Source organism: Streptomyces sp. CA-106110 (assembly GCF_050936285.1).
Taxonomy (GTDB): domain Bacteria; phylum Actinomycetota; class Actinomycetes; order Streptomycetales; family Streptomycetaceae; genus Streptomyces.
On sequence record NZ_JBNJNB010000001.1, the window covers coordinates 1 to 22,807 of the forward strand.

Sequence of the window (22,807 nt, forward strand, 5' to 3'; positions counted from 1 at the left end):
AGCTTCGCGACGTTGTTCACCGAGACCTGTGCGTGCCGACTACCCCCGTCACCCTATGCGACCTGCGCGTATTCGTGGATGAGGCTGCCGAGGCGGCCCCGCCGGAGGATGCGCGATGGGCCATCGGCGGCGGGCGGTTCGGGCGCGCCGATACTGTCGGGGCATCGCTGGCCGAGTGATCGGTGAGGCCGATGTCCGTTGTGGTGGTGGGCGTACTCGTCGAGGACGAGGCGCAGGTGCCGCTCGCCGGTGATCAGGATGCGGTCGGTGGCTTCGCGTCGGCAGGATCCGACCCAGCGCTCGGCGATCGCGTTCATCCGGGGCGCACCGGGGAGGATGGGCACCACGCGGGCGCCAACGGCGGTGAAGACCGCGTCGACGCCCTCGGTGAAGGAGCCGGCGTTGTCGCGGATCAGGTACCGGATGCCGGCGGTGCGCACGTCGTCCAGGCTCATCAGCAGGTTTCTGGCGCACTGGGTCGCCCATGGGCGGTGACGTTGCGGGTGACGCCGGCGATGTGCACCCGCCGGGTGCCGTGCTCGACGAAGAACAGGACGAACAGGCGGCGCAGGAAGACCGTGTCCACGTGGAACACGTCGGTCGTCCAGATCCCGGCGGCCTGGGCCTTCAGGAACTTCGCCCAGGAGCGGTCGGCGCGCTGGGGCGCCGGATCGACCCCGGCACGCTGCAAGATCTCCCACACCGTCGAGGCGGCGACCTTCCAGCCCAGGTTGAGCAGCTCGCCATGGATCCTGCGATACCCCCCTCCGTCATTCTCGCGGGCCAGGCGCAGCACCAAAGCACGCAGTGCCTCGGACTTGGGCGGGCGGCCCGGGCGGCGGTGCGGATAGGTCCACTTCTTCGCGACCAGTCTCGCGTGCCAGCGCAGCACGGTACGCGGGGTGACCAGCAGCTTCAGCGCCGAACGGTGACGCTTTCCCAGGAGCCGAAGCAGGGCTGCGAGCATCGCGCGGTCCCCGCCGGTGAAGACGGCCTTGCGACTGCTGCGCTGCAAGACGGCCAGCTGGTGCCGGAGCACCAGGATCTCCACATCCTTGGCCGCGGAGGAGCGGGCCAGCAGGCGCAGCCAGCCGAGCAGGAGGCAGCCGAATCGGTAGACCAGACGGAACGTCACGATTCCCCAGCGTGCGCGGACGGGCTCACTAGCACTTTCGATGTGATCACACCGTGACCCTGAAGCCGCAGCTCAGCACAGGTGACAGGGTTGTCGGCACCCACAGGGTCTGCCCCGGCCACCACGAGTCCGCCGGCCGCACCAAGAACACCAAGGTCCGCCCCGGCAACCCCTACCTCAAGGGCGCCCTCGGCGTGGCCGCCTTCGGCGCGGTGCGAACCAAGGACACCTACCTGCAGGCCCGCTACAAACGCCTGACCTCACGCCGCGGCCCGCTGCGGGCCCTGGTCGCCGTCGAACACTCGATCATCACCGCGATCTGGCACATGCTCACCGACAACGTCCCCTACCACGAACTCGGCGGCACCTACTTCACCCAACGCGACCCCGAACGCGCCACCCGCCGCGCGATCAACCAGCTCAACCAGCTCGGCTACACCGTCACCCTCAACCCGAGGGAGCACGCAGCCTGACCGACAACCCCGGACACCCAGCAACCCCACGGCCACCGGGCACCCAGTGCTGCCCACACCACCCTGACCTGCTGCTATTTACGCGTCAGTAACCCAGACCGGCTGCGCCGGCCGCCGTGAGGCCGGGAAAATCGGGGGCGTGTCCGTCCGGGACGCCGGCGAATCTGTGATGCCTGTGAGCTCGAGCGTCAGTATGGCGTCGGGAGCCGCTTGCAGGAACCGTCAATTGTTGCGGCAGCACGCGGACCAGACTCTTCAGCCCTGTGGCTCCTCCGGACGGCGCACCTTTGGCGTCGATCACGGGTGGGAGGGGCTTTCATGGATGTGCTGCATGAGCGGTGCGCGGCGCTGGATATCGGCAAGAAGGACCTGAAGGCGTGCGTACGCACGCCCAGCGCGAGCGGCAGGCGTTCGCGCTGGCAGGAGATCCGGACCTTCGCGACCACGACGAACGCGCTGCTTGAGCTGCGGGACTGGCTGGTCGCCGAGCGGGTCACCCTGGTGGTTATGGAGGCCACGGGCGACTACTGGCGCGGGGCTTTCTACCTGCTGGAAGACTGCCTGAACGTGATCCTGGTTAATGCGGCCCACGCCAAGGGCCTGCCCGGCCGCAAGACCGATGTCGCGGACGCAGCGTGGCTGTGCCAGCTGGGCGAGTGCGGACTACTCAAGGCCTCGTTCGTGCCGCCGGAGCCGATCCGACACCTGCGCGACCTGACCCGCTACCGTTCCACCCTGGCCGGTGAGATGTCCCGGGAGGCCCAGCGCCTGGAGAAGGAGCTCGAGGACGCCGGGATCAAGCTCTCCACGGTGGCTACCGACATCCTGGGGGTGTCCGGGCGGGCCATGCTGGACGCGCTGATCGACGGGGAACGTGACGTCCACGCCCTCGCACAGTTGGCCAAGGCCCGCATGCGGCCCAAGATCCCCGAGCTGGTGGAGGCGCTGACCGGGAGCTTCGGCGAGCACCACGCCTTCCTGTGCCGACTCCACCTGGAGCGCATCGACCACCTCAAGACCACGATCGCGGAGTTGTCCAGGCGGATCGAGGAGGAGATGCGCCCTTTTGCGCGGCAGCTTGAGCTGCTGCAGACCATCCCCGGGGTCGGGCAGGCCGTCGCCGAGGTGCTAATCGCGGAGACCGGTGGCGACATGGCCCGCTTCGCCACCGCCGGACACCTGACTTCCTGGGCCGGGGTCTGTCCCGGGCACCACGAGTCCGCCGGCAAACAGAAGTCCGGGCGCAGAAGACACGGCAACCGCTGGCTCGGCGCAGCCCTGGGCACCGCGGCCATGGCCGCATCCCGCACCCGGGATCGCACCTACCTCGGTGCCCGCTACATGCGGCTGATGCCCCGCCTGGGAAAGAAGAAGGCCCTGGTCGCCTTGGAGCACTCCATCCTCACCGCGGTGTGGCACATACTCACCCAGGACACCGGCTTCCACGATCTCGGCGGCGACTACTACACCAAGCACAACCCCGAACGAGCCCTGCGGCGCATCACCCGGCAGGCCAACGCCCTCGGACTCACCGTCCGCTTCGAACCAATCGAAGCGCCGTGACAGTCACGGCCGGGGTCAGTCAGACGTCATTTTCGGACCAGAGACGCTGAACGCGACCCGCTGCAGTGGGGTGTCGCAATCCCCTCTGCGGCGAGTCGCCGTCACTGCCGTCAGGGCAAGCACGTGGCCATCGCCGTCAGGCGTGCCGAAGGTCGCACCTGATCAGTCGGCTTGCGGCCGGTTCAGCTGGCGCGCAGCGGAGCAAGGGCCTTGGACCACGCCACGACCTGGTCCAGGGTCGTGACGAGCGCGTCACGGTGAATGTCGGCCGGCTTGAAGGTGGTGAAGTTCTCGAAGTCGGTGAACAGGGAGAGGGTCACCTGGGAGCGGACATCGGCCAGCTGCATCTCGGCCGCGATGCCGCGCAGGTGCTCCACGGCGCGGGCGCCGCCGGCCGAGCCATAGCTGACGAAGCCCACGGCCTTGTTGTTCCACTCGGCGTAGATGAAGTCGATGGCGTTCTTCAGCGCACCCGGCATGGAACGGTTGTACTCGCCGGTGACGACGATGAAGCCGTCGAGGGAAGCGATCTTCTCGGCCCAGGCCTTGGTGTGGGGCTGGGTGTAGTTGCCGAACGTCGCCGGGTAGGCCTCGTCCAGAATGGGCAGCTTGTAGTCCAGCAGATCGACGATCTCGAACTCCGCGTCGGTGCGCTGGGCGGCGGACTCGTAGACCCAGTGGGCGACGGCCTCTGCGTTACGGCCGGGCCTGGTGCTGCCGACGATGATTCCGATCTTGGCCATGTTTGACCTTTTCCATACATAAGAGCAGTGTGCATACACGTCTGCTTCGCGAACGGGAAGCCGCCAGGACGATGATCCGTTGCGGCTCTACCACCCTCGCGCGGCCCGGCATGACATGGCAGGCCGCGCGGTTCCGGGGAGCAGCGTTCCGGGGAGCAGCACGCCCCCCCCAAAGCCACCCCATCCCACTCACGGGACTGCGCTGGGACAGCGTGTCCGCCTCCCGTGTCGAGGGAGCGCGGGCGCGGTTGAACGACTGGTGGAACGGGGCTGGCTGGTTGAGGAGAAGCCGGGCAGGTTCACGCCGCCCGCCCCGGAGCAGGACGCTGCTGGTGTCGGACGGCCAAGCGGTGGCTCATGAGCATGGCCATCGACCACAGGATGACGGTCTCGCTGGCGTCGGTGCGTCTTTCGTAATCACGGACCAGACGCCGGCTGCGTAGCAGCCAGGCAAAGGACCTTTCGACGACCCAACGGCGGGGCAGGTGCGGGTGCCGATTATTACGTCCGCGCTGTTCAGGCGGCATGTGCGGACTCGTGGAGGAGGCCGCCGAGGCGAGCACGTCGATGGATGTCCAGCCGGTGGAGTCGGCCGGGTTCGGTGATCGGTTCGGGAACTGGCCGCAGGGGTGCCGCGCTGTGCAGGCTGCGGTGCGGCCGATGCTGGTTGTAGAACGACTCGAACTCGGTGAGCGCGTGGAGCAGGTGGGGCAGGTCCCAGATCAGGATGCGGTCGAGGAGTTCATGTCTGCAGGTCTGCACCCAGCGTTCCATGATTGAGTTCATGCGGGGAACGCGGATACCGGTGGTGACGATCTCGATGCCCTCGGCCTCGAAGACGACGTCGAACGCACGGGTGTACTTGCTGTCGCGGTCCCTGATGAGGTGCGTGACGGTAGCGCCGGCGTCCTGGAGGTCCATGACCACGTTCCTCGCAGCCTGGGTCACCCAGTCCGCAGTGCAATGGGCGGTCGCGCCGAGGACGCGGATGCGGCGGTTGACGTGCTCGATGACCGCGAAGACGTACAAGCTCGCGCCGTTCAGCGTGGTGGCGGTGAAGAAGTCACCGGCCAGGATCACGTGGGCCTGGCCGCGCAGGAACGCGGCCCAGGTCTGACGGTCGCGTTCGGGCACCGGCTCGATCCCGTGCCGCTTCAGGATCTCCCACACCGTAGAGGGTGCGACCTTGACGCCGAGGGCGGCGAGTTCGCCGTGGATGCGTCGATACCCCCGGGAGCTGTTCTCGCGGGCCAAGCGCAGGACGAGAGCCTGGATGTTGCGCTGGGTCGGCGGTCTGCCGGACCGCTTGCGACGGGAGGCATCGGCGTGGCAACGGCGCATCAGATCTCGGTGCCACCGCAGGATCGTGTCCGGGGAGACAAGCAGGTGAAGCTGCCGCAGCTTGGGCCTCGGGAGCCGGTGGAGGAGAGCCGCCAGGAAAGCGCGGTCCGCCGGCATGATGCGCGGCCTGTCGATCTGCCGCTGCAGGACGGCCAGTTGATGCCGCAGCGTGAGTATCTCGATGTCCTTGTCAACATCGCTCATCGGCAGCAGCCGAATGAAGGCGAACACGCTCGACACGGCGAGGTAGGGCAGTCGCAGCAGCACGATCGATCAGCTTGACACGCTTGTCCAGCAGCCAACGACCGTTCGTGAGAACCTGCACGTCACAGGCCATGGATGGGGTTTTCGGGCTCTGTCCCACTTTCCGTGATGGTTGACAGGTGGGGCCGGGGTGGCAGCGTGCGGGGTGTGTAGCCAGGTCTTCCCCCTGCTGTTCCCGCACCTGAGTGGGGTCCGGGTCCTGGGCGTCGAGGAGGCGGACGGCGCCCTGACGATCACGGCGGAGACGCGTGGCGGGCCGGTGGCGTGTCCGGGCTGCGGGACGGCCTCGGCCCGGGTGCACAGCCGCTACCGGCGACGCCTGGCGGACGCGGCGATCGGCTACCGGCCGGTGGTGATCGACCTGTCGGTGCGGCGGCTGTTCTGCGACGCCGCCGCCTGCCGGCGTCGCACGTTCGCCGAGCAGGTGCCCGACCTGACGTTCCGGCACGGGCGGCGGACCGCCGCGCTGCAGCGCACCCTCACGGCGATCGCGGTGGTGCTGTCCGGACGGGCCGGGGCGCGGCTGGCGGCGGTGCTGCACGCCAGGGTGGGCCGGATGACCCTCCTGCGGCTGCTCGCGGCGCTTCCCGATCCCGCGCCGCCGACGCCGACCGTCCTGGGGATCGACGACTTCGCCCTGGGCCGCGGCCACCGGGCCGGCACGATCCTGGTGGACTGCCAGACCCACCGCCCGGTCGACCTGTTGCCCGCCAAGGACGCCGACACCGTGGCCGACTGGCTCGCCGCGCATCCGGGGGTGACGGTGATCTGCCGGGACCGGGACGGCGCCTACGACGAGGGCGGCCACCGGGGCGCGCCGCGCGCGGTCCACGTCGCGGACCGCTGGCACCTGTGGCACAACCTCGGCCAGCACGTCGAGCGGGCGGTGTCGCGGTTGCGCGCTCCGCTGCGCGAGGGGCTGGCCCAGGCGCACACACCCGGCGAGAGGGCCGCCGCCTAAGGGCGCGCAGAGAATCAACATGCTGGTTTGATCTTCGTTGGTGGCTGGTTGCCGTACCTGTCGAGGTGGGTAGCCAGGTCCGTTGGGGTGCGGAATCTGGCTGTCGACGGCGGGATCGTGTGGCCGGCCTCGGCCAGGAGGGGTCGCACTTCCTGGACAGCGCGGGTGAGGGTGCTTCTGGTGACGCCGAAGAGCTGGGCAAGCAAGTCATGGGTGCCGATCTTGCGCTGGTAGAGCACGGTGGCCAGGATCCGGTCGGCGTCGGAGAGCTTGTCCTTGGCCCCTGCGCCGCGTGTTCGGTGTCGTTCGCCGCCCCGTCGCTCGTGGCGGAGCCGCTCGCGCTGTTCGGCCAGGGCAGGGATCAGATCGTTGAGCAGGGTGTCCAGTTCGACGAAGGTCATGCCGGTCAGCTCAGGGTCCCAGAGCATGGAGCCGTCGATGCGAGCCGGTGCTGCAGCCGGCCGGGCGACGGTCGCGGGATCCGTCCTCGGGCCGGGAGTGGGCGGGGCATCGGCGGGGTGGAGCGTGTAGTTCCAGTCTCCGTGGAAGCGGTGCCTGCTCATCGCCAGGGCGTCGATCTCGGCGTCGGTGACTTTGATGCCGGTGTCGTAGGTGTTGGTGTCGAGTGCGGCCTCGACCCGGAGCCCGGTGCCGGTGGTGGTGGCTGCGATGGTATTCACGATGACGTCGTGGCTGGTCAGCGGTCTGCCGCGCCAGTTCATGGAGATGTGGGAGAACAGCCGGTGCTCCACTCTGTTCCATTTCGATGTGCCGGGCGGCATGTGGCAGACCGTGATCTGCAGGCCGGTCTCGGCCGCGAGGGCTGCGAGTTCGGTCTTCCATGCGCGGGTGCGGTAGCCATTGGAGCCGCCGGCGTCCGCGGTGATCAGCAGCCGTGCGGCATGCGGGTAGTCGTGCCGGCCACGGGCATGCCACCAGCGGCCAATCGAAGCGACCGCGAAGGCCGCGGTGTCGTGGTCGCACCCGACGTTGACCCAGCCGGTGTTCGCCGTGATGTCGTAGATCCCGTAGGGGATCGCCTTGCCCGGCCCCTGCCGGTCGAGGAAGTCGTGCGTCTTGACCTGCACCGGCTCGCCCTGAGGCTGCCACTCACGCCCAGCGTTCTTGTACTCGCCGACCAGCTCTTTCTTCTTCGTGTCCACGCTGATCACCGGATCCCCGGCGTCTCGGTGATCGCGGGCCTGTTCGTTGATGTAGCGGAACTGCGCGTCGCGGTCGGGATGCTGGCTGCCCTCGATCGTCTTGGCGTTGGCCTGCAGACTGAAGCCCTCCTCGCGCAGCAGGTCACCGACGGTGTCCGCCGAAACGCGATGGCCCTGCCGAGTGAGTTCACCGGCGAGTTTGCGCGTCGACTTCGTCGTCCAGCGCAGCGGCGACATCGGATCCCCACGCATATCCGGCTCGACCAGCGCCAACAGCGCAGGACGCAACCCCTCGTCCACCTCGGCCGCCCTCTTACGCCCGCCGCCGGGGCGGCGGACCCGTCCCGAAGGCTCCGCACCCGCCTCCAGCTCGTCGACGCCCTTGCGGACGGTGGTCTCGCTGACCCCGGCCGCCTGCGCGACCGCCCGGATCCCGCCGTGTCCCAGGATCCGGGCCTCGGTTCCCATCAGCAGACGGCGCTGACGCTCGTCCAGGTGCGGAACCAACACCGCTAATCTCACAAAGAGTTGATCACGAGTCTCCTGCGATATGGCCATATCACATCAACGAGCCAGATCCACGGAAGCAACACCTTGATTCTCTGCGCGCCCTAATAGGGCTTTGTTAGGTGGGAGCTCGGGCTTGTTGCTGGTTCCGCAGAAGTGGTTGGCGGCAAGCTCGGCATATCCCGGTCCACAGCGCCAGAAGGGTCTGGAGTGCCTTCAGGACGGCGTACAGCGTCAGGCCCGAGCAGGGACTTTTGGGTCCAGCCGCAGCTCTGTGCAGAACGCCTGGGCCAGCGCGGCCATGGTCACGTGACGGTGCCAGCCGGTGAAGTTGCGTCCTTCGAAATGGTCCACTCCGAGGCCGTACTTCAGTTCCCGGTAGTCGTGTTCCACCCGCCAACGGATCTTGGCGAGGCGGACCAGGTCGCGCAGCAAAGTGCCGACGGGCAGGTTCGAGAGCCAGTAGTCGGTCGGCTCCGCCGCTCCCGGGGGCCATTCGGCCAGCAGCCAGCACTCGGGCAGACAGCCGTCGTCGGCACGGGGGATGTCCCGGTTGGCCGGGCGCACGCGCAGGGCCAGGAACCGCGAGCGCATCGCGGCGGAAGGGTTGCTCCTGCTGGTGCGGGTGCCGTGCCGCCAGGTCACATAGTGTCCTGCCGTTCGCCCGGCAGCCATGGCCAACTCCTTGAGGGAGGACGGATCCTGTGGGTAGCGCGGGCGCGGGCGCGGGCCGCGTCCGGCGTAGGGGGGCTGTTGCGGGACGGCCTGCCCGGGGTGGGCGCTGGTGGTGGCCTTGACCGCGGCGACGTAGGCCAGGCCGCGCTCTTCCAGGGCCAGGCGGAAGGAGGTGATGTCGCCGTAGCCGGCGTCGCAGACCACCGGTGGGGGCTGCAGGCCCCAGTCCCCGGCCATCTCGTCGAGCATGTCCAGTGCCAGGTGCCACTTGGCCCGGTGGCCGAAGTCCTCTCCGATGCCGCAGCGTCGGCGCCGGGTGCGGACCAGGGCGGCCTGCTCGGGGTCGTCGATCAGGGCGGGGTCCCAGCTCTCGGGCAGGAACAGGCGCCAGTTGGCCGCCGCCGAGGCGGTGTCGCCGATGAGGTTGACGCTGACGCCGATCTGGCAGTTGGTGATCTTGCCCGCGGTGCCGGTGTACTGCCGGGCCACTCCGGGACTGCTGACGGAGGCGGCGTCCTTGAGGAAGCCGGTGTCGTCGACGACCCAGGCCCGCACGGGGAACGCCCCGCTCGCCCAGGTGGCGATGTTGGCTCTGACCCGGGTGTAGTCCCAGGTGGAGGAGGAGATGAACTGCTGCAAGCGCTGGTGGTCCACGCCCAGGCGTTCGGCCATGGGCTGCATGGACTTGCGTTGCCCATCCATCATCAGGCCCCGGACGTAGAGCTCTCCCTTCTCCCGCTGGTCGGCGCGGGGGAGCTCGGCCAGCATCGGGGCGATGAAGGCTTCCAGGCGGGGGCGCAGTTCGTTGATCTCTTCTGGCGTCACAGAACAGATCAACACAAATCCGGCACACAATATTTCCGAGCTAACAAAGTCCTACTAACGAGTTGGTGCGCGATTGAGGTCGGGTCGTGTTGGCCTGGCGGGTTGGCTGGTGGATGATCACCGCTCGGCGGTGCGGTCGGAGACCAGGCTGGCGATGGCCAGGTGGGTCTCGTCGTAGTACTCGCGGCGTCCGATCCAGCGCTGGAGGGACCGCCACTGCTTGTGCTCGGCGTTGGCGTGCTCGACTGGAATCCGCTCGGAGGACTGCTTCTTGCGAGCGGCCTCCCAGACAGCTACTTCTTCGGGCGGGGAATCCTTCTTCGGCTTCAGCGGCGGGGCTTCGACCTGGTTGGGAAACTGTTTGGCCAGGCCTCGGTATCCGGCGTCCACCTTGGCCTTCACCTGGGGGAACTGCTCGAACAGGTCCGAGATGCCTTCGGTCTTCAGCGCGGTCTGATCGTGCATACGGCCGGGCCGGATGGCCCCGGTCCACAGGGTGCGGCCCTTCTCGTCGCTGATGACGCTGGCCTTCTTGGTGTTCTGCTTCATCTTGCCGGAGACGAACGCCCGGCGGCCGGGCTTGTTCGCCCGGGGGCGGCGTACACGGACCTCGGTACCGTCGATCCGCAGTTCCACACCGTGGGAGGCGGCGTAGGCGAAGACATCAGCCAGGGAGCGAAGCCGCAGGTCGGGGCCATCGGGGATAGCGAAACCGCGGGCGGCGAGCAGGGGGCGTACCTCGTGAACGGCGCGGGTGATCGTGGAGCGGTCCACGCCGTAGAACACGGCGAGGGCGGCGTGCGGGAGTTGGAAGCGCAGGACGACCAGGGTGGCAATGACCCGGTCGGTGAAGACCAGTTCGTGGTCGGGGCCGGCTCCTGCGGCGCGCTGCCGGTCGTGGCCTCGGCGTTCGCGCAGCCGGGACTCCTCACGGGCCGTCCACGGGTCGGCCAGCTCCACAATCAGCTTGCTTAAGCGGCGGCGCGGGATCCCCGTACAGATACGATGCCTCAAGGCCGTGCGGGCCCATCCTGACGTCACAATCATGATCGTCCCGCACGGCCGTTCGCGTACCTAGGCAGGGGGTGTCAGCTATCGCGCACCAAGCCGTAAGTGATCGCGGCGGCGTTCGAGGACCGGGTGCTGGTGCAGCGGACCCGGCAGCGGTTCACCGCCGTGCACGGCCTGCTGGACCAGGGCTACGCGCTGGGCGAGATCGCCCGCGAACTGGGCCTGGGCATGCGCTCCGTGCGCCGCTTCGCCCGCGCCGCAAGCGTGGAGGAGGTCCTGGCCAAGGCCCTGGGCGGGCGGGTGACCGCACTGGAGGACTTCACGCCCTACCTGCACCGGCGGTGGGACCAGGGGATGCACTCTCCGACCCGGCTGTGCGAGGAGATCCGGGCCCTGGGCTATACCGGCACCGTCCAGCTGGTCCGCCGCTACCTCGCCCCGCTGATCGCCGCGCAGCAGGCGCCACCGGCCGCGCAGGCGCCGAAGGTCAAACGGCTCACCGCCTGGATCATGTCCGATCCCCAGCGTCTGCGTCCCGGCGACCGGCAGCAGTTGAAACAGGCGTTGGAGGTCTGCCCGGAACTGGACGCTCTCACCGGGCACGTCCGCGGCTTCGCCGCGCTGGTGACCCGGCCGGGCGAGCGCAACCGCACCCGGCTGCGGGCGTGGACCACCGCAGTTCTCGCCGACGACCAACCGGAACTGCGCTCCTTCGTCCGCGGGATCGAGCAGGACTGGTCGGCCGTCCTGGCCGGGGTCACGCTGCCCTGGAGCACCGGCGTCGTCGAGGGCACCATCACCAAGACCAAGCTGATCAAGCGGAGGATGTACGGCCGGGCCGGTTTCCCCCTCTTACGCACGTGCGTCCTGGCGGCCCAATGACCAACCCAACGAACGCCCCATCACGGAAATTGGGACAGAGCCGGTTTTCGGCACCCGCAACCACAACCAGACGCCGGGTGAGGCCTGTCCTTCTCCAGGTCGCTCAGCACGCGGGCCGCTGCATCAAGTGCCGTGGCCGCGAGTACCTGCAGACCATCTACGGCCCCGAGAGCAGGCCTCGACTCCAAGGCGCGGCGCACACCGACCTCCCCGGACATCCCGCCCTGCTTCATCGCCGCCGTCGACACGGCCCGGGGCACCTCCGGCGACCTCGCCAAATGGCGAACCGCACCCACCCGGCCGCCTGCCCGGCGATCGTTTGCCGGTCTGGGGTCACAGAGGCGTCTTCACCGAGCCACGGCTCACCAGCAGATCCTGGTGGCCGTCCACCGGCTCCGACAACGGGGTGCCTCACCTGCTTGGCGAGGCACCCTTACGCGCGCACTCCACGTCGCAAAAGGCGCACCATACGCGGCACCTGATGCCCGAGCCGAGGGGGCTTTCCGTGTCTACGCTTGCCCTACTGATCGTCCTGCTGCTGGTGTTGGTCGGTCTGCTGATCTATGGCGGTCTCGCATACCTCGTACGCCAACACCCCACGTGGGGAGCGCCGATCGGCGTCGCACTGGCGGACGTGACGCTCATGGCCACGCTGGTCGCCACAATCGTCACTCGGTGACCACGCCCTTCGTGCCTACGAAGGGGCCACCGTGGACACCCTTCATGGACACCCGATATGTCCTCCACACGTCCCGGCGCCCCCTGTCCAAGAACCGATCAGTTCTTGGACGCTGCCAGGGCACAACCTCGGCGGGCGGTTTACGTGGCGGGCGCAACGCCGATCGCGACGGCGAAGAGGAGGCCGCACGGGCTGTCGGTTCCGAAGTCCCCACAGGACCGCCGTTCGTAGTGTGTCGCCCAAGCGGTCGATGACGGCGGTGGCCTGCAGCGAGGCCAGGTTGAGGTGCTGCTTTACCGCCTACTGTGACAATGCGCAGGTGAGAGGGGACGCGACTGCGCGCCAAAGTCTGTCGGAACCAATCTGTGGTCTGGGCGGTTGCCTGCCAGTGGAACTCAGGGCGTGCTGCCGGCCAGCATGGTGCGCATCTGGGCGATCTGCGCCGTCTGCGTCGTGGCGATCTTGCTGGCCATCTCCTTGGCCGGCCCGTAGGCCCCCTGTTGTTTCTCTGTGCTGGCCATCTCTACCGCGCCCTGGTGATGTTCGATCATCATGGTCAGGAACATCTTGTCGAAGCTTGTGCTCCTGGTGTCCCTGAGCTCGTCCATCTTCTGTTCGGTCATCATGCCGGGCATCCCGCTCGGGCTGCCCGGTCCCAGGCCGCTCTGCTCTGGTGGTACCCGTTCGCCCCAGGAGGTCAGCCAGTGCGCCATTGTGTCGACCTGCGAGGTCTGCTCCTTCTTGATCTTCTCGGCCAGGGCCTTCACGTCCGGGGAAGCACCATGCTGGGGCGCCATGTTCGCCATGACGATGGCCTGATGGTGATGGGTAATCATCTCCTGGGTGAAGCGGACGTCAGCCTGGTTGTGCTGCCCCGCCGAGGCCGTCGCCGACGCGGTGGCGCTCGGCGACACGGTTGCCGGGGTGGACGAACTGATGCCGCCCCTGCTTGCGCCGCCCCCGCCGCAAGCGGTCACGGCGAGGGCCGCCGCTGTTCCGACGGCAGCAAGGGCGATGCTGCGGTGTGATGTATGGGAGAGGAGCATGTGCCAGACTCCAACGGGCGTGACAGCGAGGTCCAAGCTATACGACCACCGGCGCTGAACCGCGGAGCGTGGCACGTCACAACCGCCATTTGTCGCACCGCAGACCCCTCCGACAGCCGCTGACATGGTGCGCTTGGCGGCCTCATTGGAGATCTAGCGTCTCTCCCAGGCGTATTGCCACTCATCTGCAACGCGGGCGCCGACAGCTCCCCGAGGGCGGGGGTCGGCCGTGGCGCGACTGGCCTCTTCCCCACCGGTGCGCGTCGCGGCGCTGGTGATCGCCCTGGTCGTGGCCGTCGGCGCGGCCATTGACGCGCACCAGATCGGTGACTCGGATGCGACGGCGGCCTGGCATGGCCGTTTCTCGACAGGCCTGGCCGGCGGCAGGCAGTGACGCGGCAGCCGCCGCGCCAGTGGCAGCCCGGGTCGGCCCATGTGACGCGTCGACCGGCCGGTCGTTCATGCCTCGCCTCCGGACGGTCTCGCGGCTTGGCCGGAGTCAGGGCAGCTGGTTGAGTGCCTGCTGGAAGGCGGCTGCGTGCTTGGCCTCGTCGGCGGCGGTATCGCGGAAGTAGCGGGCGGCTGGGGTGTCGCCGACGACAGTGGCCCGTTCGGCGAATCCCGGGTACAGGGTGGTCGCTTCGTTGTGCTCCCCCGTGATGGCCTTGCTCAGGTTGTCCTTCGTCGTGCGGACCAGGCCGGCCAGAACCGCTTCGCTGGCGAAGTGTTCGTGCAGCTCGACCCCGGCGGTGCCCTCGAACAGGCGGGCCAGCGCAGGGTTGCCGGTCTGCTGGGCGCGGGCGGCGAAGAGCATGTACTTGGCGTGTGCGAGTGCTTCCCCGTGCAGGGCGGTGTCGAGGTTGGCCAGGGTACGAGCAGCCTTCACCTTCGGCATGCCAGCGGGCAACGACATCGTGTCGGCCTTCGGTGGCGCCGGGATGGTGCCGCGGCCGGTGGTCACGACCGTGAGAGCGGTGCGGTAGGCGTCGCGGTGGCGTCCCTCGTCCGCGGCGATCTCCGTGAACAGCTCGGCGGCCTTGATGTCTCCGTCCTTGCGGGCCTGGTCGGCGAAGCCGCGGTACATGACCTGATGCTCGTAGGTTTCGCCGTTGATGGCCTGGCGCAGGTTGTCCGCGTCCGTTCCGACCACGCCAGCCAGGGTGGCCGCCTCGTGTAGGTGCTCGTTCAGCTCGGTCTGCGCTGTGGTCCGGAAGAGATTGCCCACGGCCGGATGGCCTTCTCGGTCGGCCTGGGCGCCGTAGAGGTTGTAGGAGGCGTAGGCGAACCCCTCGCCCTTCATCGCGGTGGTCAGGTCGGAGAGCGTCTGCGGGCGCAGAGCCCGGGCGGCGCTGTACGTGGCCCGGTGCTGATCGGCCGGCACTGCAAGGGCCACGGCCGTGGCAGCCTGCGAGGCTGCCGTCAGCGTGCACAGACCGACCAGGAGCCTACGTATCGAGTGGCGGGACATGACGTCCTCCTTCGGGGCACTTTGGGTGCGAGCTCCTTCGGGGCACTTTGAGTGCGGGCGCCCTCTCCTCATGTGACTCGCACACATACACCCCCGCTCCTTCACGCAATCCTTTCGAGTGAATACACACAGTGATTGCGTGTCGGCATACACCAGAGCCACCATCGCCGGATGGGCGTCATCCAGGAAGAAATACTCGCCCACCTGTGTGCCGCCGATCAGGGCGGTGCGGCCGCGGCCATAGACGACTGTCTTGCCGCGCTGGTAGCTGTGCGGGAGGGTCAGTACTCAAGTCGTCCAGGTGACCGCCGTGTTCCCACCTCTGCTCCCTCGGCGTCATTTCCCAGTACCGAAGTGGCGTCGAACCCGTGAGCGGGCCCGGCCTGTGCCGCCGCACACGGACCGGCCCCATCACCGTGCATCTGGACGCCAGCCACGACTCCGACAAGACCCGCACTCTGCTTACGGCCTACCAGCCGGATCGCGCACAAAGGCGAGAAGGCGCCCATCCGGGACAGTCGGCGTCGGCACGTCGAGCGCACCCACGCCTGGCAGAACGCCTTCCACCGGCTCGTCCGCCGCTACCAGCGCCAGGCCACCGTCATCGGCGCCTCCTTCGACCTCGCCGACACGATCACCACCTGTGCGTCGCCGATCTGCGGCCCGGTGTCAGCGGAGCCAGGCATGGTTGCGGACCAGCGGCAGGGACGCCCAGACACGGCCCAGCCCCCACGTGTTTCCGGCGCCCACTGCGGCGAGCACGATCAGGAGCACCGCGTAGACGATGTGGTAGTCCACTACAGGATTGGTGGACATGCTCGGAGATCCGTCGGAGAGGTGTTTTGCGGGCGGCCATTCCGCAGCCCACATCAGGACAAGCATGATTGTTCCGCAGATCGCGGTGAGCCTGAGCGCGATGCCGCCCAGCAGGGCGAGCCCGATGCCCAGGAGCCCCAGCATGAACAGCCAGTCGGCCCAGGCTGCGCCGGCCCAGTTGTGGAAGGTCGACTCCATGGGACCGACGTTGACGCGCCCGAGGAAGCCCATCGTGGGTGAGCCACCGTTGATCCATGCTCTGGCCGGTGGTGTGGCGTAGCCAAAGCCGAAGGTCTTGTCCAGGAAGGCCCAGAGGAACACAAAGCTCATGATCAGCCGCGCGCCTGCTACCACCCTGGCTGCGGCGAGGGTGAACCCGTCCCGCCCGGCGAGATCGCAGGGCTGGTCGGCCGGAGGAACGGTCTTGTCCCGGTGCGGGAGCCAGTGCGCGTGGTGGACGGCCATGACGTTTCTCCTCCGATGATGTGGTGGTGGAAGGAGTCCTTGTCACCACCCAACGTGTCGAAGGAGCCCGCAGGCCGGTACGGGTCGAAGGTCCTCGACGGGGGGACGGACGGCCCAACCTCTCGGCATGACGGGAAGGGTTCAACAGCCGCTTGGCAGGCCTCTTCCCCCCGAACCTCTCGTCGCAAGGTCATTGCGGTTGGTACAAGCAGCTGCCGCCCCCGTTGGCACCGGTTCACCCGTTGAGCAGGGCTGGGATGCGGGTCAGGGGTGGGCCTCATAGCGTCGGGTCAACGGGATCCGTAGGAGTGCCCGGGAGAAGCCGATGGCGGATGAGCGGCTGGATCAGTCGGCCACGGAGGCACGGCTGCACGAGTATCCGCCGGTGACGACGTCCGTGACCAAAGACGTCCCGACTGCGGTTCCTGCCCGGGACGATGACCGGCACAAGGCCCCGGTCAACCCGAGCCCGCCCACACCGGCACCTGGACCCCACACCCAGTGCGAACGAACCAGCTGAACCGTGAACCCGGACACGCCCAAGGGCCCGTCACCCAACGCCGGCGGCCGCGCCCGGGACCACTTGGCAAACGAACGCACCTACCTCGCCTGGCTGCGCACCGGCATCAGCGTGGCCGCCCTCGGAGTGGCCGTCGCCAAATTCGCCCCCCACCGAGGAGTCCACGCCGTCGCCTCCGATGGCATCCTCATCCTCGCCGAGCTCAACATCAGTGGATACGGCACATACCGGTACCGATCTGTCGGGCAACAACTCGATGCCGGCCTCTACGCCCCTGCACGATTCGGAGTCATCACGACTGCCACCGTAGTCACCTTGCTCGCCCTGCTCGTCGTCATCGTGCTCATCTGACAAGCACGTTCCATCGTGCCGATGCATGACACCGGGTCCGGTTCGGGAGGCCCTCAGCCTGTGTGCTCACCGAGGATGCGGCGGGCCTTGCGTTCCACGAGAACGGGCACGTGGGTCCGGATCGGCAGCGCTGTGAATGACGCGCGCGCCTCGTCGACGGCCGCTTCGACCTCGGCCGGTGTGCGGCGGTCGCCGTAGGAGATCTTGAGGTGCTCGGTGACACGCCACAGCGCGGCTTCTTCGTCCAGGTCGATCGACACGGCTCCCCTGACGTCAGGGCCCCTCGCTCGATTGACCGGCCGTGCCGGTTCTCACACGCCGAACGCGCAGCAGGAGGACAAGCAGTGACCTTGCACGCCATCGAGATCGCCCTGACCCGCTCTATTGAAGCCGTCGAACTGAAGGCCGCAGGGGGAAGGCTCCCTGCATCTAGCGGCCGCAGACGACCGCAGACGGCTCGTAGTCCTGGTGTCCGCCAAGAACCAACGCATGGCCATGCGGAAGATCTGGAAGCGGTTGGAAGACGCCCTTCCAATCGACGTACTTTGCAGTCTCTTCCCGGGGCCCGACGGTAAGTACCTCATGAGCATCCCCACGAGCGTGGAGACTCAGGAACGGATCTGCAGGCGCGCAGCCGCCGAGCGCCAGACTCCAGAAGCGTTCTTGCAACAGGCCGTCGAACAAGCACGACGCGTTTGTGGGTGGAGTCGACATCGATGAACGCCACCTGGTCGGCCCCGGGCAGCAGTGGGGTATGCGCGGCCAGCGCACCCAGGAACCTCCTGTGTACGGCGTGGAGTTGGAGGGCATGGCCGTGGGTGAACGCGCGCAGGAAAGTGCCGAGCGTGGAGGGGGCACGAATGCCGCCGAACATGGTCGGCATCGCACCGTGCCGCAGGACGTCGAGGTCGTCGATGCTGTCCGCACCCGCGGCCATCCCGGCCACGATGCTGGTGACCTTCGCGTCCGCCGCCGCACCCGCGCCGTTCGTCACCCCGGTCAACTTGACCTTCTCCGTCACCAGTCGCGGCAGACCACACCGCTCGGCCAGCCGCATCACCGGGACCAGCCCGGCATACGCGATCAGATTCGGATCATCGAACGCAGCGGAGACCGCCGCTGGCGTATGGGAAACTTGCATCTCGGAAGTGCCTTGCTGATTGTGCGTGCTGGAAGCGTGAAGAACTCCCATCATCGCAGGTCACAAGGCGCTTCTTCATTCTCCGAAGCGTCATCCACAGGCATCGGTCGGTGGATCGAGGCTTAGACATGCCAAGCCGGGCGATGGTTCTACGTCCTACGGTCGAAGTCCGGCCTGGCAGGTCTGGTCAGAAACGGAAGTCGCAGAGCCCGCCGGTGTCGATCTCTCGTCCCTTGGGTGGGGCTGCCGGATGTAAGGGCCAGGTTCGAAGCCCAGGCGGGTGGCTTTGTCGAGGTCGTCGCTGTTGAAGGTGGCGATGTACTGCAGGCCTTCGTCCTGGGTGACGTCGGCGGCCAGGTAGAGAGCGGCGGCGAGCTGACGTGCGTCGACGCCATCGAAGAGGTGGCTGTCGTGGATGAGGGTCCGCGGCCATGGCGGTGTGCGAGAACGGCGACGGTCAGGTCGAATCAGAAGATGACCATGTTGCCGATGCCGCGGCTGTCGTCGGTGTGGATGTGCGGCCGTAGCTGCAGGCTGTTGGGTCCAGCCTCGATGGCCAGATAAGCTTCTCGGCCCTGCCCGTAGAGCCGCTGGGCGTACTGGGAGAACAGCAGAGTGGCCTCGGCGGTCTGCTCGGCACGCTCGTCGAGGTCGGTGGTGACGGCCTGCTGCAATTGCAGCCGTTGCGCGGTGATCTGCCAGGCGCTGGCCTCCAGCGTCTGCGCTGCCTCGTAGCGGTGACGCAGGGCCTCGAGGGTGGCCTGTTCGCGGGCCAGGGCTTGTTGCAGTGCGGTGAGCGCTTCCAGGGCGCCACCGTCGTTGAGGATGCGCAGCAGGCGTGCCTGTTCTTCTCCAAACCTGGCGCGCTCGGTTCGGCGGCCCTCCAACCGTTCGGTCACCTCGGCGACTTCCGCCTCGAGGAAGCGCTGGCGGTTGCGGATGACGGAGTGGTGGAAGGTCTGTACGTCCTCGAAGCGGCGGCGGACCTGATTGATCAGGACGATCCCCAGTTCCCGGTAGACCGGCTCGAGGTACTCGGTGTCGACGTCCGCGACCTCGTTGACGGTCTGCTGCAGCTCCTCCAGGTTGCTCTGGTCGATGACGTCGTCCTGGGCGAGCTGCCTGATCTGCCGTGCGATGCCGTCGGCCTGTTCCTTGATCCGCTCGTATTCGGGGACGACCCTGAACTCCGCGATCTGCGCTTGGAGCCGCTCCACCTGAGCCTGCGCCAGAGTGATCTGGCTGCGCAGGTCGGCGGTGGTGCCGACGATGCGACGCCTGACCCACAGAACCCGACCCGTGAGGCGGTCGGCAGCCTTTGGCCCGGAACGGTCTCAATGGTGGATCGTGGGCCGTCTCGGGGCCGCGGAAGGGCGCTCAACGATGACCAACGCTGACAACCATCGACAGCTAAGCCGCAGGTCGCAGCGTTGATCGCCGAGACGTTCTTCGGGCCCTCGGTGTCGCGAGTACTCGCGGCTGTCTGCTCCACAACGCCGCCGTCGAAGCTCCAGGACACATGCCCGATGTGCGGGAGCTCGTCCGCTAGCACAAGAACAGCATCGCTTCAGTGGCCGCGAACGGGTTCGAGTAGGCGGTGTGCGGTAGTGAGGGTCTTGCTGACGAAGTCGTCCCCGGGCCCGTCGTCGCTGGGGCCGGGAAGTACCAGCAGATCCGACGGTGGAACAACGCTGCTGCAGGTGGCGCACGTTCCGTCCGGCGAGACCATGCCCGCGTCCTGGACATGCTGGAAAATCCGGCGCGGGCCATTGTCCGAGTAGTAATCGTCGCCCCAGCTGAGCAGGTCGCGTATGACTGGCCACAGGCGCACACCCTTGTCGGTCAGGACATACTCGCTGAAGCCGTGACTTCCCCGCGTCTCCGTGAGCACACCGGCCTCACGCAGGGTCTCGAGGCGCTCGGTGAGTACGGCACGCGACAGCCCGAGGTGCGCGGCGAAGTCGCCGAAGCGGCGCACGCCGTAGAACGCGTCGCGCACGATCAGCAGCGTCCAGCGCTCGCCGACGATCTCGAGAGCACGCGAGAGCGAGCACCGCTGTCCTGCGTAGTCCTTCGGAAGAGCCATAGCCCAAGGCTACCAGCAATAGTTCATTGACAGAACTAGCCCCCTGTGACGCAATGGCCATAGTTCGGTCAATGAACTACCTTCCTCGCTCGGAGGAACGGTGACGAGGGCGGCCAGGAACGCAGACCGGGGGCCCAGCGAGGGCCCAGGCGTGCGCTGCCGGCCGCCACGGACCCACACGGACCGCGGGGTATCCGGCGCCCACTGACGGATCCACGCGTTGCCCGCTGCGGCCGCCTTCACGGCGCAACTCGGGCTTGCTTGTCGTCCCCGCGCCCATCGCCGAGCCGCTGGCCAGTACCGAGCGCAATAAAGAACCGCAGAACATGCAAGGACGCTCCGAATTTCCCTAGTCTGGAAGGGAGGAGGGTTCGGAGCACAGGAATGGATGGAAACAATGACTGCCGAGAGCGCTCCGCGCGAAATGAACAAGTGGGAGAACATACTCTACGACCCGAATATCCAATTTCCTGGCGAGTCAAGCGAGTACCGACGCGCACGCAACCAGCTGTTGGAGTCGGAGGATGAGCTCCGGCGGATGACCGAGCAGGTCGCCGCCCAGCGCCGGGCACTCCCGGTCGGCGGCCTCCTCAAGGAGGACTACGTCTTCGAGTCCGCGGACGATGGCAGCGAGGTGAGATTCTCGGAATTGTTCGCACCGGGCAAGGACACGCTGGTCATCTACAACATGATGTTCCCGCGCTGGTCGGAAGATTCGCGAAAGGGTGCCGCCCGGGGCAAGACAGCCCTGCTGCCGCTTGCCGAACAGCCGTGCCCGTCATGCACCTCCTTCGTTGACGGGCTCGACGGTCCCGCTCTTCACCTCGCCGCACGGATCAACCTCGCTGTGGTCGCCAAGACGGACCCCGCCCGGTTGAGCACTTATGGACAAGAACGCGGTTGGCACAATCTCCGGCTGCTGTCCTCACGGAACAACACCTTCGGCCGCGACTATCACGGGGAAACGCCGGAGGGTGAGCAGCTGCCGGTTCTGAATGTGTTCTCACGCGACGAGGACGGGATCCACCACCGGTGGGCGAGCGAGCTGCAGTTCGCGGCGGCAGACACCACCGCAATGGCCCCAGTCTGGTCGATCTTGGGCGTTCTCGATTTGACGCCGAACGGACGCGGAAGTATGGCCGATTACCCCGCGCTTCAGTACGACGAGTAGAAGTCCTCGAATTCCCGCCCATTTACATTCACTAAACCGCATTTCCGTGCTTTACGGGGCAGGGCAGCGTCGCGCGAAATGCCGCCGGTCACGCCCCAGGATCCTCCGATCTCCCCCCATATCAGGAGTCAAACCAATGCAGCCCTTGCTTATGCCGTACCTCATGCGTGACGTCCCTCTGGCGAACCGCGTGGTCATGGCCCCCCTGACCCGGAGTCGCGCACGCAACAGCGACCTCCTGCCCACCGACCTCCACGTCGAGTACTACACCCAGCGGGCGTCGGCAGGTCTGATCATTTCCGAGGGCGTGTGGATCAGCCGGGACGCGGTCGGATGGCATGACGTCCCGGGGCTGTTCACCGACGAGCAGGTCGCCCGATGGAAGCGCGTGACGGACGCGGTCCACCAGGCGGACGGTGTCATTTTCGCTCAGCTGTGGCACACCGGCTCGGCCTCTCACCCCGACTTCTTCGACGGCCGTCCGCCCCTTGCGCCGTCGGCGGTGAACCCCGGGCTGCTGTCTCCGACGTCGTCCGGCCGCCAGCCGACCGTGGAGCCCCTGGCGATGTCGGCGCGGGACGTCCGGCAGACGATCGCCGACTTTGCGAGGGCGGCCCGCAACGCCATGGCGGCGGGATTCGACGGTGTGCAGTTGCAGGCGGGCTTCAACTATCTGATCAGCCAGTTCCTCAATCGCCGCACCAATGTGCGCACGGACCTTTACGGCGGCTCGATCGAGAACCGTGCCCGGTTCCTCTTCGAGACCATCGAAGCCGTCGGCGAGTTCGTCGACCTGCGGCGCGTCGGTCTGAAGGCCGGACCCGCCTGGTCGGAGACGGGAGAGTTCGTCTCCGGGCCCGAGGCGCTGGCCGAGAGCGAGTACGTGCTCGGACGGCTCAACGACTATGAACTGTCACATCTCCTGCTCATGGGGATGGTGGCCGACCCCGCCGGAGGACCGTTGGAGGACCTGGCCGGCGATGGCATGTTCCGGCACATCCGGAAGGTCTATCAAGGCACCATCATCGCGAACGTCGGGTTCGACCAGCACCGGGGCAACGCGGTCCTGACCGACGACCTGGCGGATCTGGTCGCCTACGGACAGCCGTTCATCTCCAATCCCGATCTGCCGGCGCGGTTCGCTTCCCATGCGCCGCTTGCCGAACCGAAACGGGATCTCTTCTACGGTCCGGATGCTGCCGGCTACACCGATTACTCCCTGCTGGAGGGGTGAAGGAGGCTTGAATCACGGCCAGGCCGGGTGGCCTCGGAAGCGAGTGACTCGGCCGTGGCTCCTCCTTACCCGCTTTGAAGGGGATGACTGGACGCTCCGCCGGACCGATGGGTGGGAGCTGTCTTACCAGGCGGAGTCCGAGGCCCAGTGTGTGTGGCATCCCCGGTGGCCGAGCAGCGCTGGGTGGCCGAGCGGCCCGTGCCTTCGGAGCGCGGTGGCACCGCCGCGCCGAGCCGACCCGCACCCCCGTCGAAACGAATCGCCCCAACCACGATTAAACATTGCGA

At 67.5% G+C, this 22,807-nt stretch carries 23 protein-coding genes and 2 pseudogenes; 9 read left to right on the top strand and 16 right to left on the bottom strand.

Features of this window, described 5'->3' with window-relative positions; translation table 11 throughout:
* Positions 1–53: 53 nt before the first annotated feature.
* Both ACQEXA_RS00005 and ACQEXA_RS00010 read right to left on the bottom strand, forming a co-directional pair.
* Entirely contained in the window at positions 54–455 is a 402-nt protein-coding gene (locus tag ACQEXA_RS00005) for an integrase core domain-containing protein (RefSeq protein ID WP_432938674.1), read from the bottom strand.
* Entirely contained in the window at positions 455–1,135 is a 681-nt protein-coding gene (locus tag ACQEXA_RS00010; protein WP_433128018.1) for a hypothetical protein, read from the bottom strand. Before ACQEXA_RS00010 ends, ACQEXA_RS00005 begins: the two co-directional genes overlap by 1 nt.
* A gap of 53 nt (positions 1,136–1,188) precedes the next feature.
* On the opposite strand from ACQEXA_RS00010, the gene ACQEXA_RS00015 reads away from it, so the two are divergent.
* The gene (locus tag ACQEXA_RS00015) at positions 1,189–1,608 is read left to right on the top strand and encodes a transposase (protein ID WP_432938669.1); all 420 of its coding nucleotides are present in this window, start codon (positions 1,189–1,191) and stop codon (positions 1,606–1,608) included.
* Positions 1,609–1,926: 318 nt separating this feature from the next.
* Positions 1,927–3,171: an IS110 family transposase gene (locus tag ACQEXA_RS00020; RefSeq protein WP_433128020.1), complete on the top strand. Its 1,245-nt coding sequence runs from the start codon at positions 1,927–1,929 to the stop codon at positions 3,169–3,171.
* Between the two features lie 182 nt (positions 3,172–3,353).
* Here ACQEXA_RS00020 and ACQEXA_RS00025 read toward each other — a convergent pair whose 3' ends face one another.
* The 3 genes and pseudogenes from ACQEXA_RS00025 to ACQEXA_RS00035 all read right to left on the bottom strand — a co-directional run bounded on the left by ACQEXA_RS00025 (position 3,354) and on the right by ACQEXA_RS00035 (position 5,522).
* Positions 3,354–3,914: an NADPH-dependent FMN reductase gene (locus ACQEXA_RS00025; RefSeq protein ID WP_432938664.1), complete on the bottom strand. Its 561-nt coding sequence runs from the start codon at positions 3,912–3,914 to the stop codon at positions 3,354–3,356.
* A 299-nt stretch (positions 3,915–4,213) separates the two neighbouring features.
* Positions 4,214–4,399 (bottom strand): annotated as a pseudogene (locus ACQEXA_RS00030) (transposase); the annotation flags it as partial.
* 31 nt (positions 4,400–4,430) lie between these two features.
* On the bottom strand, positions 4,431–5,522 hold the full coding sequence (locus tag ACQEXA_RS00035; RefSeq protein ID WP_433128022.1) for an integrase core domain-containing protein: 1,092 nt from the start codon (positions 5,520–5,522) through the stop codon (positions 4,431–4,433).
* 127 nt (positions 5,523–5,649) lie between these two features.
* On the opposite strand from ACQEXA_RS00035, the gene ACQEXA_RS00040 reads away from it, so the two are divergent.
* The gene (locus tag ACQEXA_RS00040; RefSeq protein ID WP_433128024.1) at positions 5,650–6,480 is read left to right on the top strand and encodes an ISL3 family transposase; all 831 of its coding nucleotides are present in this window, start codon (positions 5,650–5,652) and stop codon (positions 6,478–6,480) included.
* Between the two features lie 14 nt (positions 6,481–6,494).
* Here the strand turns inward: ACQEXA_RS00040 and ACQEXA_RS00045 are convergent, their stop codons facing one another.
* The 3 genes from ACQEXA_RS00045 to ACQEXA_RS00055 all read right to left on the bottom strand — a co-directional run bounded on the left by ACQEXA_RS00045 (position 6,495) and on the right by ACQEXA_RS00055 (position 10,697).
* Positions 6,495–8,201: an ISAzo13 family transposase gene (locus tag ACQEXA_RS00045; RefSeq protein WP_433128026.1), complete on the bottom strand. Its 1,707-nt coding sequence runs from the start codon at positions 8,199–8,201 to the stop codon at positions 6,495–6,497.
* A gap of 183 nt (positions 8,202–8,384) precedes the next feature.
* Positions 8,385–9,650 (bottom strand): IS701 family transposase, encoded by a 1,266-nt coding sequence (locus ACQEXA_RS00050; RefSeq protein ID WP_433128028.1) that lies wholly within the window; start codon positions 9,648–9,650, stop codon positions 8,385–8,387.
* A gap of 117 nt (positions 9,651–9,767) precedes the next feature.
* Positions 9,768–10,697: a transposase family protein gene (locus tag ACQEXA_RS00055; protein ID WP_432922089.1), complete on the bottom strand. Its 930-nt coding sequence runs from the start codon at positions 10,695–10,697 to the stop codon at positions 9,768–9,770.
* 66 nt (positions 10,698–10,763) lie between these two features.
* Here ACQEXA_RS00055 and ACQEXA_RS00060 point away from each other — a divergent pair, with 66 nt between their 5' ends.
* Positions 10,764–11,543 (top strand): transposase, encoded by a 780-nt coding sequence (locus tag ACQEXA_RS00060; protein WP_433128030.1) that lies wholly within the window; start codon positions 10,764–10,766, stop codon positions 11,541–11,543.
* Between the two features lie 505 nt (positions 11,544–12,048).
* Positions 12,049–12,222, top strand: coding sequence for a hypothetical protein (locus ACQEXA_RS00065; RefSeq protein ID WP_432938656.1), 174 nt, complete (start codon positions 12,049–12,051; stop codon positions 12,220–12,222).
* Between the two features lie 395 nt (positions 12,223–12,617).
* Here the strand turns inward: ACQEXA_RS00065 and ACQEXA_RS00070 are convergent, their stop codons facing one another.
* A complete protein-coding gene (locus ACQEXA_RS00070) occupies positions 12,618–13,268 on the bottom strand; it encodes a DUF305 domain-containing protein (RefSeq protein ID WP_433128032.1) in 651 nt (216 codons plus the stop codon).
* 229 nt (positions 13,269–13,497) lie between these two features.
* On the opposite strand from ACQEXA_RS00070, the gene ACQEXA_RS00075 reads away from it, so the two are divergent.
* Positions 13,498–13,662 (top strand): hypothetical protein, encoded by a 165-nt coding sequence (locus ACQEXA_RS00075; protein WP_432938651.1) that lies wholly within the window; start codon positions 13,498–13,500, stop codon positions 13,660–13,662.
* Positions 13,663–13,767: 105 nt separating this feature from the next.
* Here ACQEXA_RS00075 and ACQEXA_RS00080 read toward each other — a convergent pair whose 3' ends face one another.
* Together ACQEXA_RS00080 and ACQEXA_RS00085 are read right to left on the bottom strand one after the other, a co-directional pair.
* Positions 13,768–14,736, bottom strand: a complete 969-nt coding sequence (locus tag ACQEXA_RS00080; protein WP_432938648.1) for a ferritin family protein — start codon at positions 14,734–14,736, stop codon at positions 13,768–13,770.
* 669 nt (positions 14,737–15,405) lie between these two features.
* The gene (locus ACQEXA_RS00085) at positions 15,406–16,017 is read right to left on the bottom strand and encodes a hypothetical protein (RefSeq protein WP_433128034.1); all 612 of its coding nucleotides are present in this window, start codon (positions 16,015–16,017) and stop codon (positions 15,406–15,408) included.
* Between the two features lie 523 nt (positions 16,018–16,540).
* Here ACQEXA_RS00085 and ACQEXA_RS00090 point away from each other — a divergent pair.
* Positions 16,541–16,888 carry a YidH family protein gene (locus tag ACQEXA_RS00090; RefSeq protein ID WP_432938642.1) on the top strand — a complete coding sequence of 116 codons (348 nt, stop codon included), beginning with the start codon at positions 16,541–16,543 and terminating at the stop codon, positions 16,886–16,888.
* 53 nt (positions 16,889–16,941) lie between these two features.
* On the opposite strand, the gene ACQEXA_RS00095 is transcribed toward ACQEXA_RS00090, so the two are convergent.
* The 5 genes and pseudogenes from ACQEXA_RS00095 to ACQEXA_RS00115 all read right to left on the bottom strand — a co-directional run bounded on the left by ACQEXA_RS00095 (position 16,942) and on the right by ACQEXA_RS00115 (position 20,115).
* Positions 16,942–17,148, bottom strand: coding sequence for a three-helix bundle dimerization domain-containing protein (locus ACQEXA_RS00095; protein WP_433128036.1), 207 nt, complete (start codon positions 17,146–17,148; stop codon positions 16,942–16,944).
* A gap of 443 nt (positions 17,149–17,591) precedes the next feature.
* A pseudogene (locus tag ACQEXA_RS00100) lies at positions 17,592–18,029 on the bottom strand (IS1380 family transposase); the annotation flags it as partial.
* 156 nt (positions 18,030–18,185) lie between these two features.
* A complete protein-coding gene (locus tag ACQEXA_RS00105) occupies positions 18,186–18,500 on the bottom strand; it encodes a DUF2326 domain-containing protein (RefSeq protein ID WP_433134388.1) in 315 nt (104 codons plus the stop codon).
* Positions 18,497–19,246, bottom strand: coding sequence for an ABC-three component system protein (locus tag ACQEXA_RS00110; RefSeq protein ID WP_432938638.1), 750 nt, complete (start codon positions 19,244–19,246; stop codon positions 18,497–18,499). Before ACQEXA_RS00110 ends, ACQEXA_RS00105 begins: the two co-directional genes overlap by 4 nt.
* Positions 19,247–19,596: 350 nt before the next feature.
* Positions 19,597–20,115 (bottom strand): winged helix-turn-helix transcriptional regulator, encoded by a 519-nt coding sequence (locus ACQEXA_RS00115; RefSeq protein ID WP_432938635.1) that lies wholly within the window; start codon positions 20,113–20,115, stop codon positions 19,597–19,599.
* A gap of 397 nt (positions 20,116–20,512) precedes the next feature.
* Here ACQEXA_RS00115 and ACQEXA_RS00120 point away from each other — a divergent pair, with 397 nt between their 5' ends.
* Entirely contained in the window at positions 20,513–21,286 is a 774-nt protein-coding gene (locus ACQEXA_RS00120) for a DUF899 family protein (protein WP_432938632.1), read from the top strand.
* 151 nt (positions 21,287–21,437) lie between these two features.
* Positions 21,438–22,520: an alkene reductase gene (locus ACQEXA_RS00125; RefSeq protein WP_433134390.1), complete on the top strand. Its 1,083-nt coding sequence runs from the start codon at positions 21,438–21,440 to the stop codon at positions 22,518–22,520.
* Positions 22,521–22,807: the final 287 nt, after the last annotated feature.

What these genes read in the sequence shown, in the direction of transcription:
- ACQEXA_RS00005 (WP_432938674.1), bottom strand. Translation starts at nt 455, where the DNA reads ATGAGCCTGGACGACGTGCGCACCGCCGGCATCCGGTACCTGATCCGC.
- ACQEXA_RS00115 (WP_432938635.1), bottom strand. Translation starts at nt 20,115, where the DNA reads ATGGCTCTTCCGAAGGACTACGCAGGACAGCGGTGCTCGCTCTCGCGT.
- ACQEXA_RS00055 (WP_432922089.1), bottom strand. Translation starts at nt 10,697, where the DNA reads ATGATTGTGACGTCAGGATGGGCCCGCACGGCCTTGAGGCATCGTATC.
- ACQEXA_RS00045 (WP_433128026.1), bottom strand. Translation starts at nt 8,201, where the DNA reads ATGGCCATATCGCAGGAGACTCGTGATCAACTCTTTGTGAGATTAGCG.
- ACQEXA_RS00020 (WP_433128020.1), top strand. Translation starts at nt 1,927, where the DNA reads ATGGATGTGCTGCATGAGCGGTGCGCGGCGCTGGATATCGGCAAGAAG.
- ACQEXA_RS00025 (WP_432938664.1), bottom strand. Translation starts at nt 3,914, where the DNA reads ATGGCCAAGATCGGAATCATCGTCGGCAGCACCAGGCCCGGCCGTAAC.
- ACQEXA_RS00070 (WP_433128032.1), bottom strand. Translation starts at nt 13,268, where the DNA reads ATGCTCCTCTCCCATACATCACACCGCAGCATCGCCCTTGCTGCCGTC.
- ACQEXA_RS00120 (WP_432938632.1), top strand. Translation starts at nt 20,513, where the DNA reads ATGACTGCCGAGAGCGCTCCGCGCGAAATGAACAAGTGGGAGAACATA.
- ACQEXA_RS00080 (WP_432938648.1), bottom strand. Translation starts at nt 14,736, where the DNA reads ATGTCCCGCCACTCGATACGTAGGCTCCTGGTCGGTCTGTGCACGCTG.
- ACQEXA_RS00085 (WP_433128034.1), bottom strand. Translation starts at nt 16,017, where the DNA reads ATGGCCGTCCACCACGCGCACTGGCTCCCGCACCGGGACAAGACCGTT.
- ACQEXA_RS00125 (WP_433134390.1), top strand. Translation starts at nt 21,438, where the DNA reads ATGCCGTACCTCATGCGTGACGTCCCTCTGGCGAACCGCGTGGTCATG.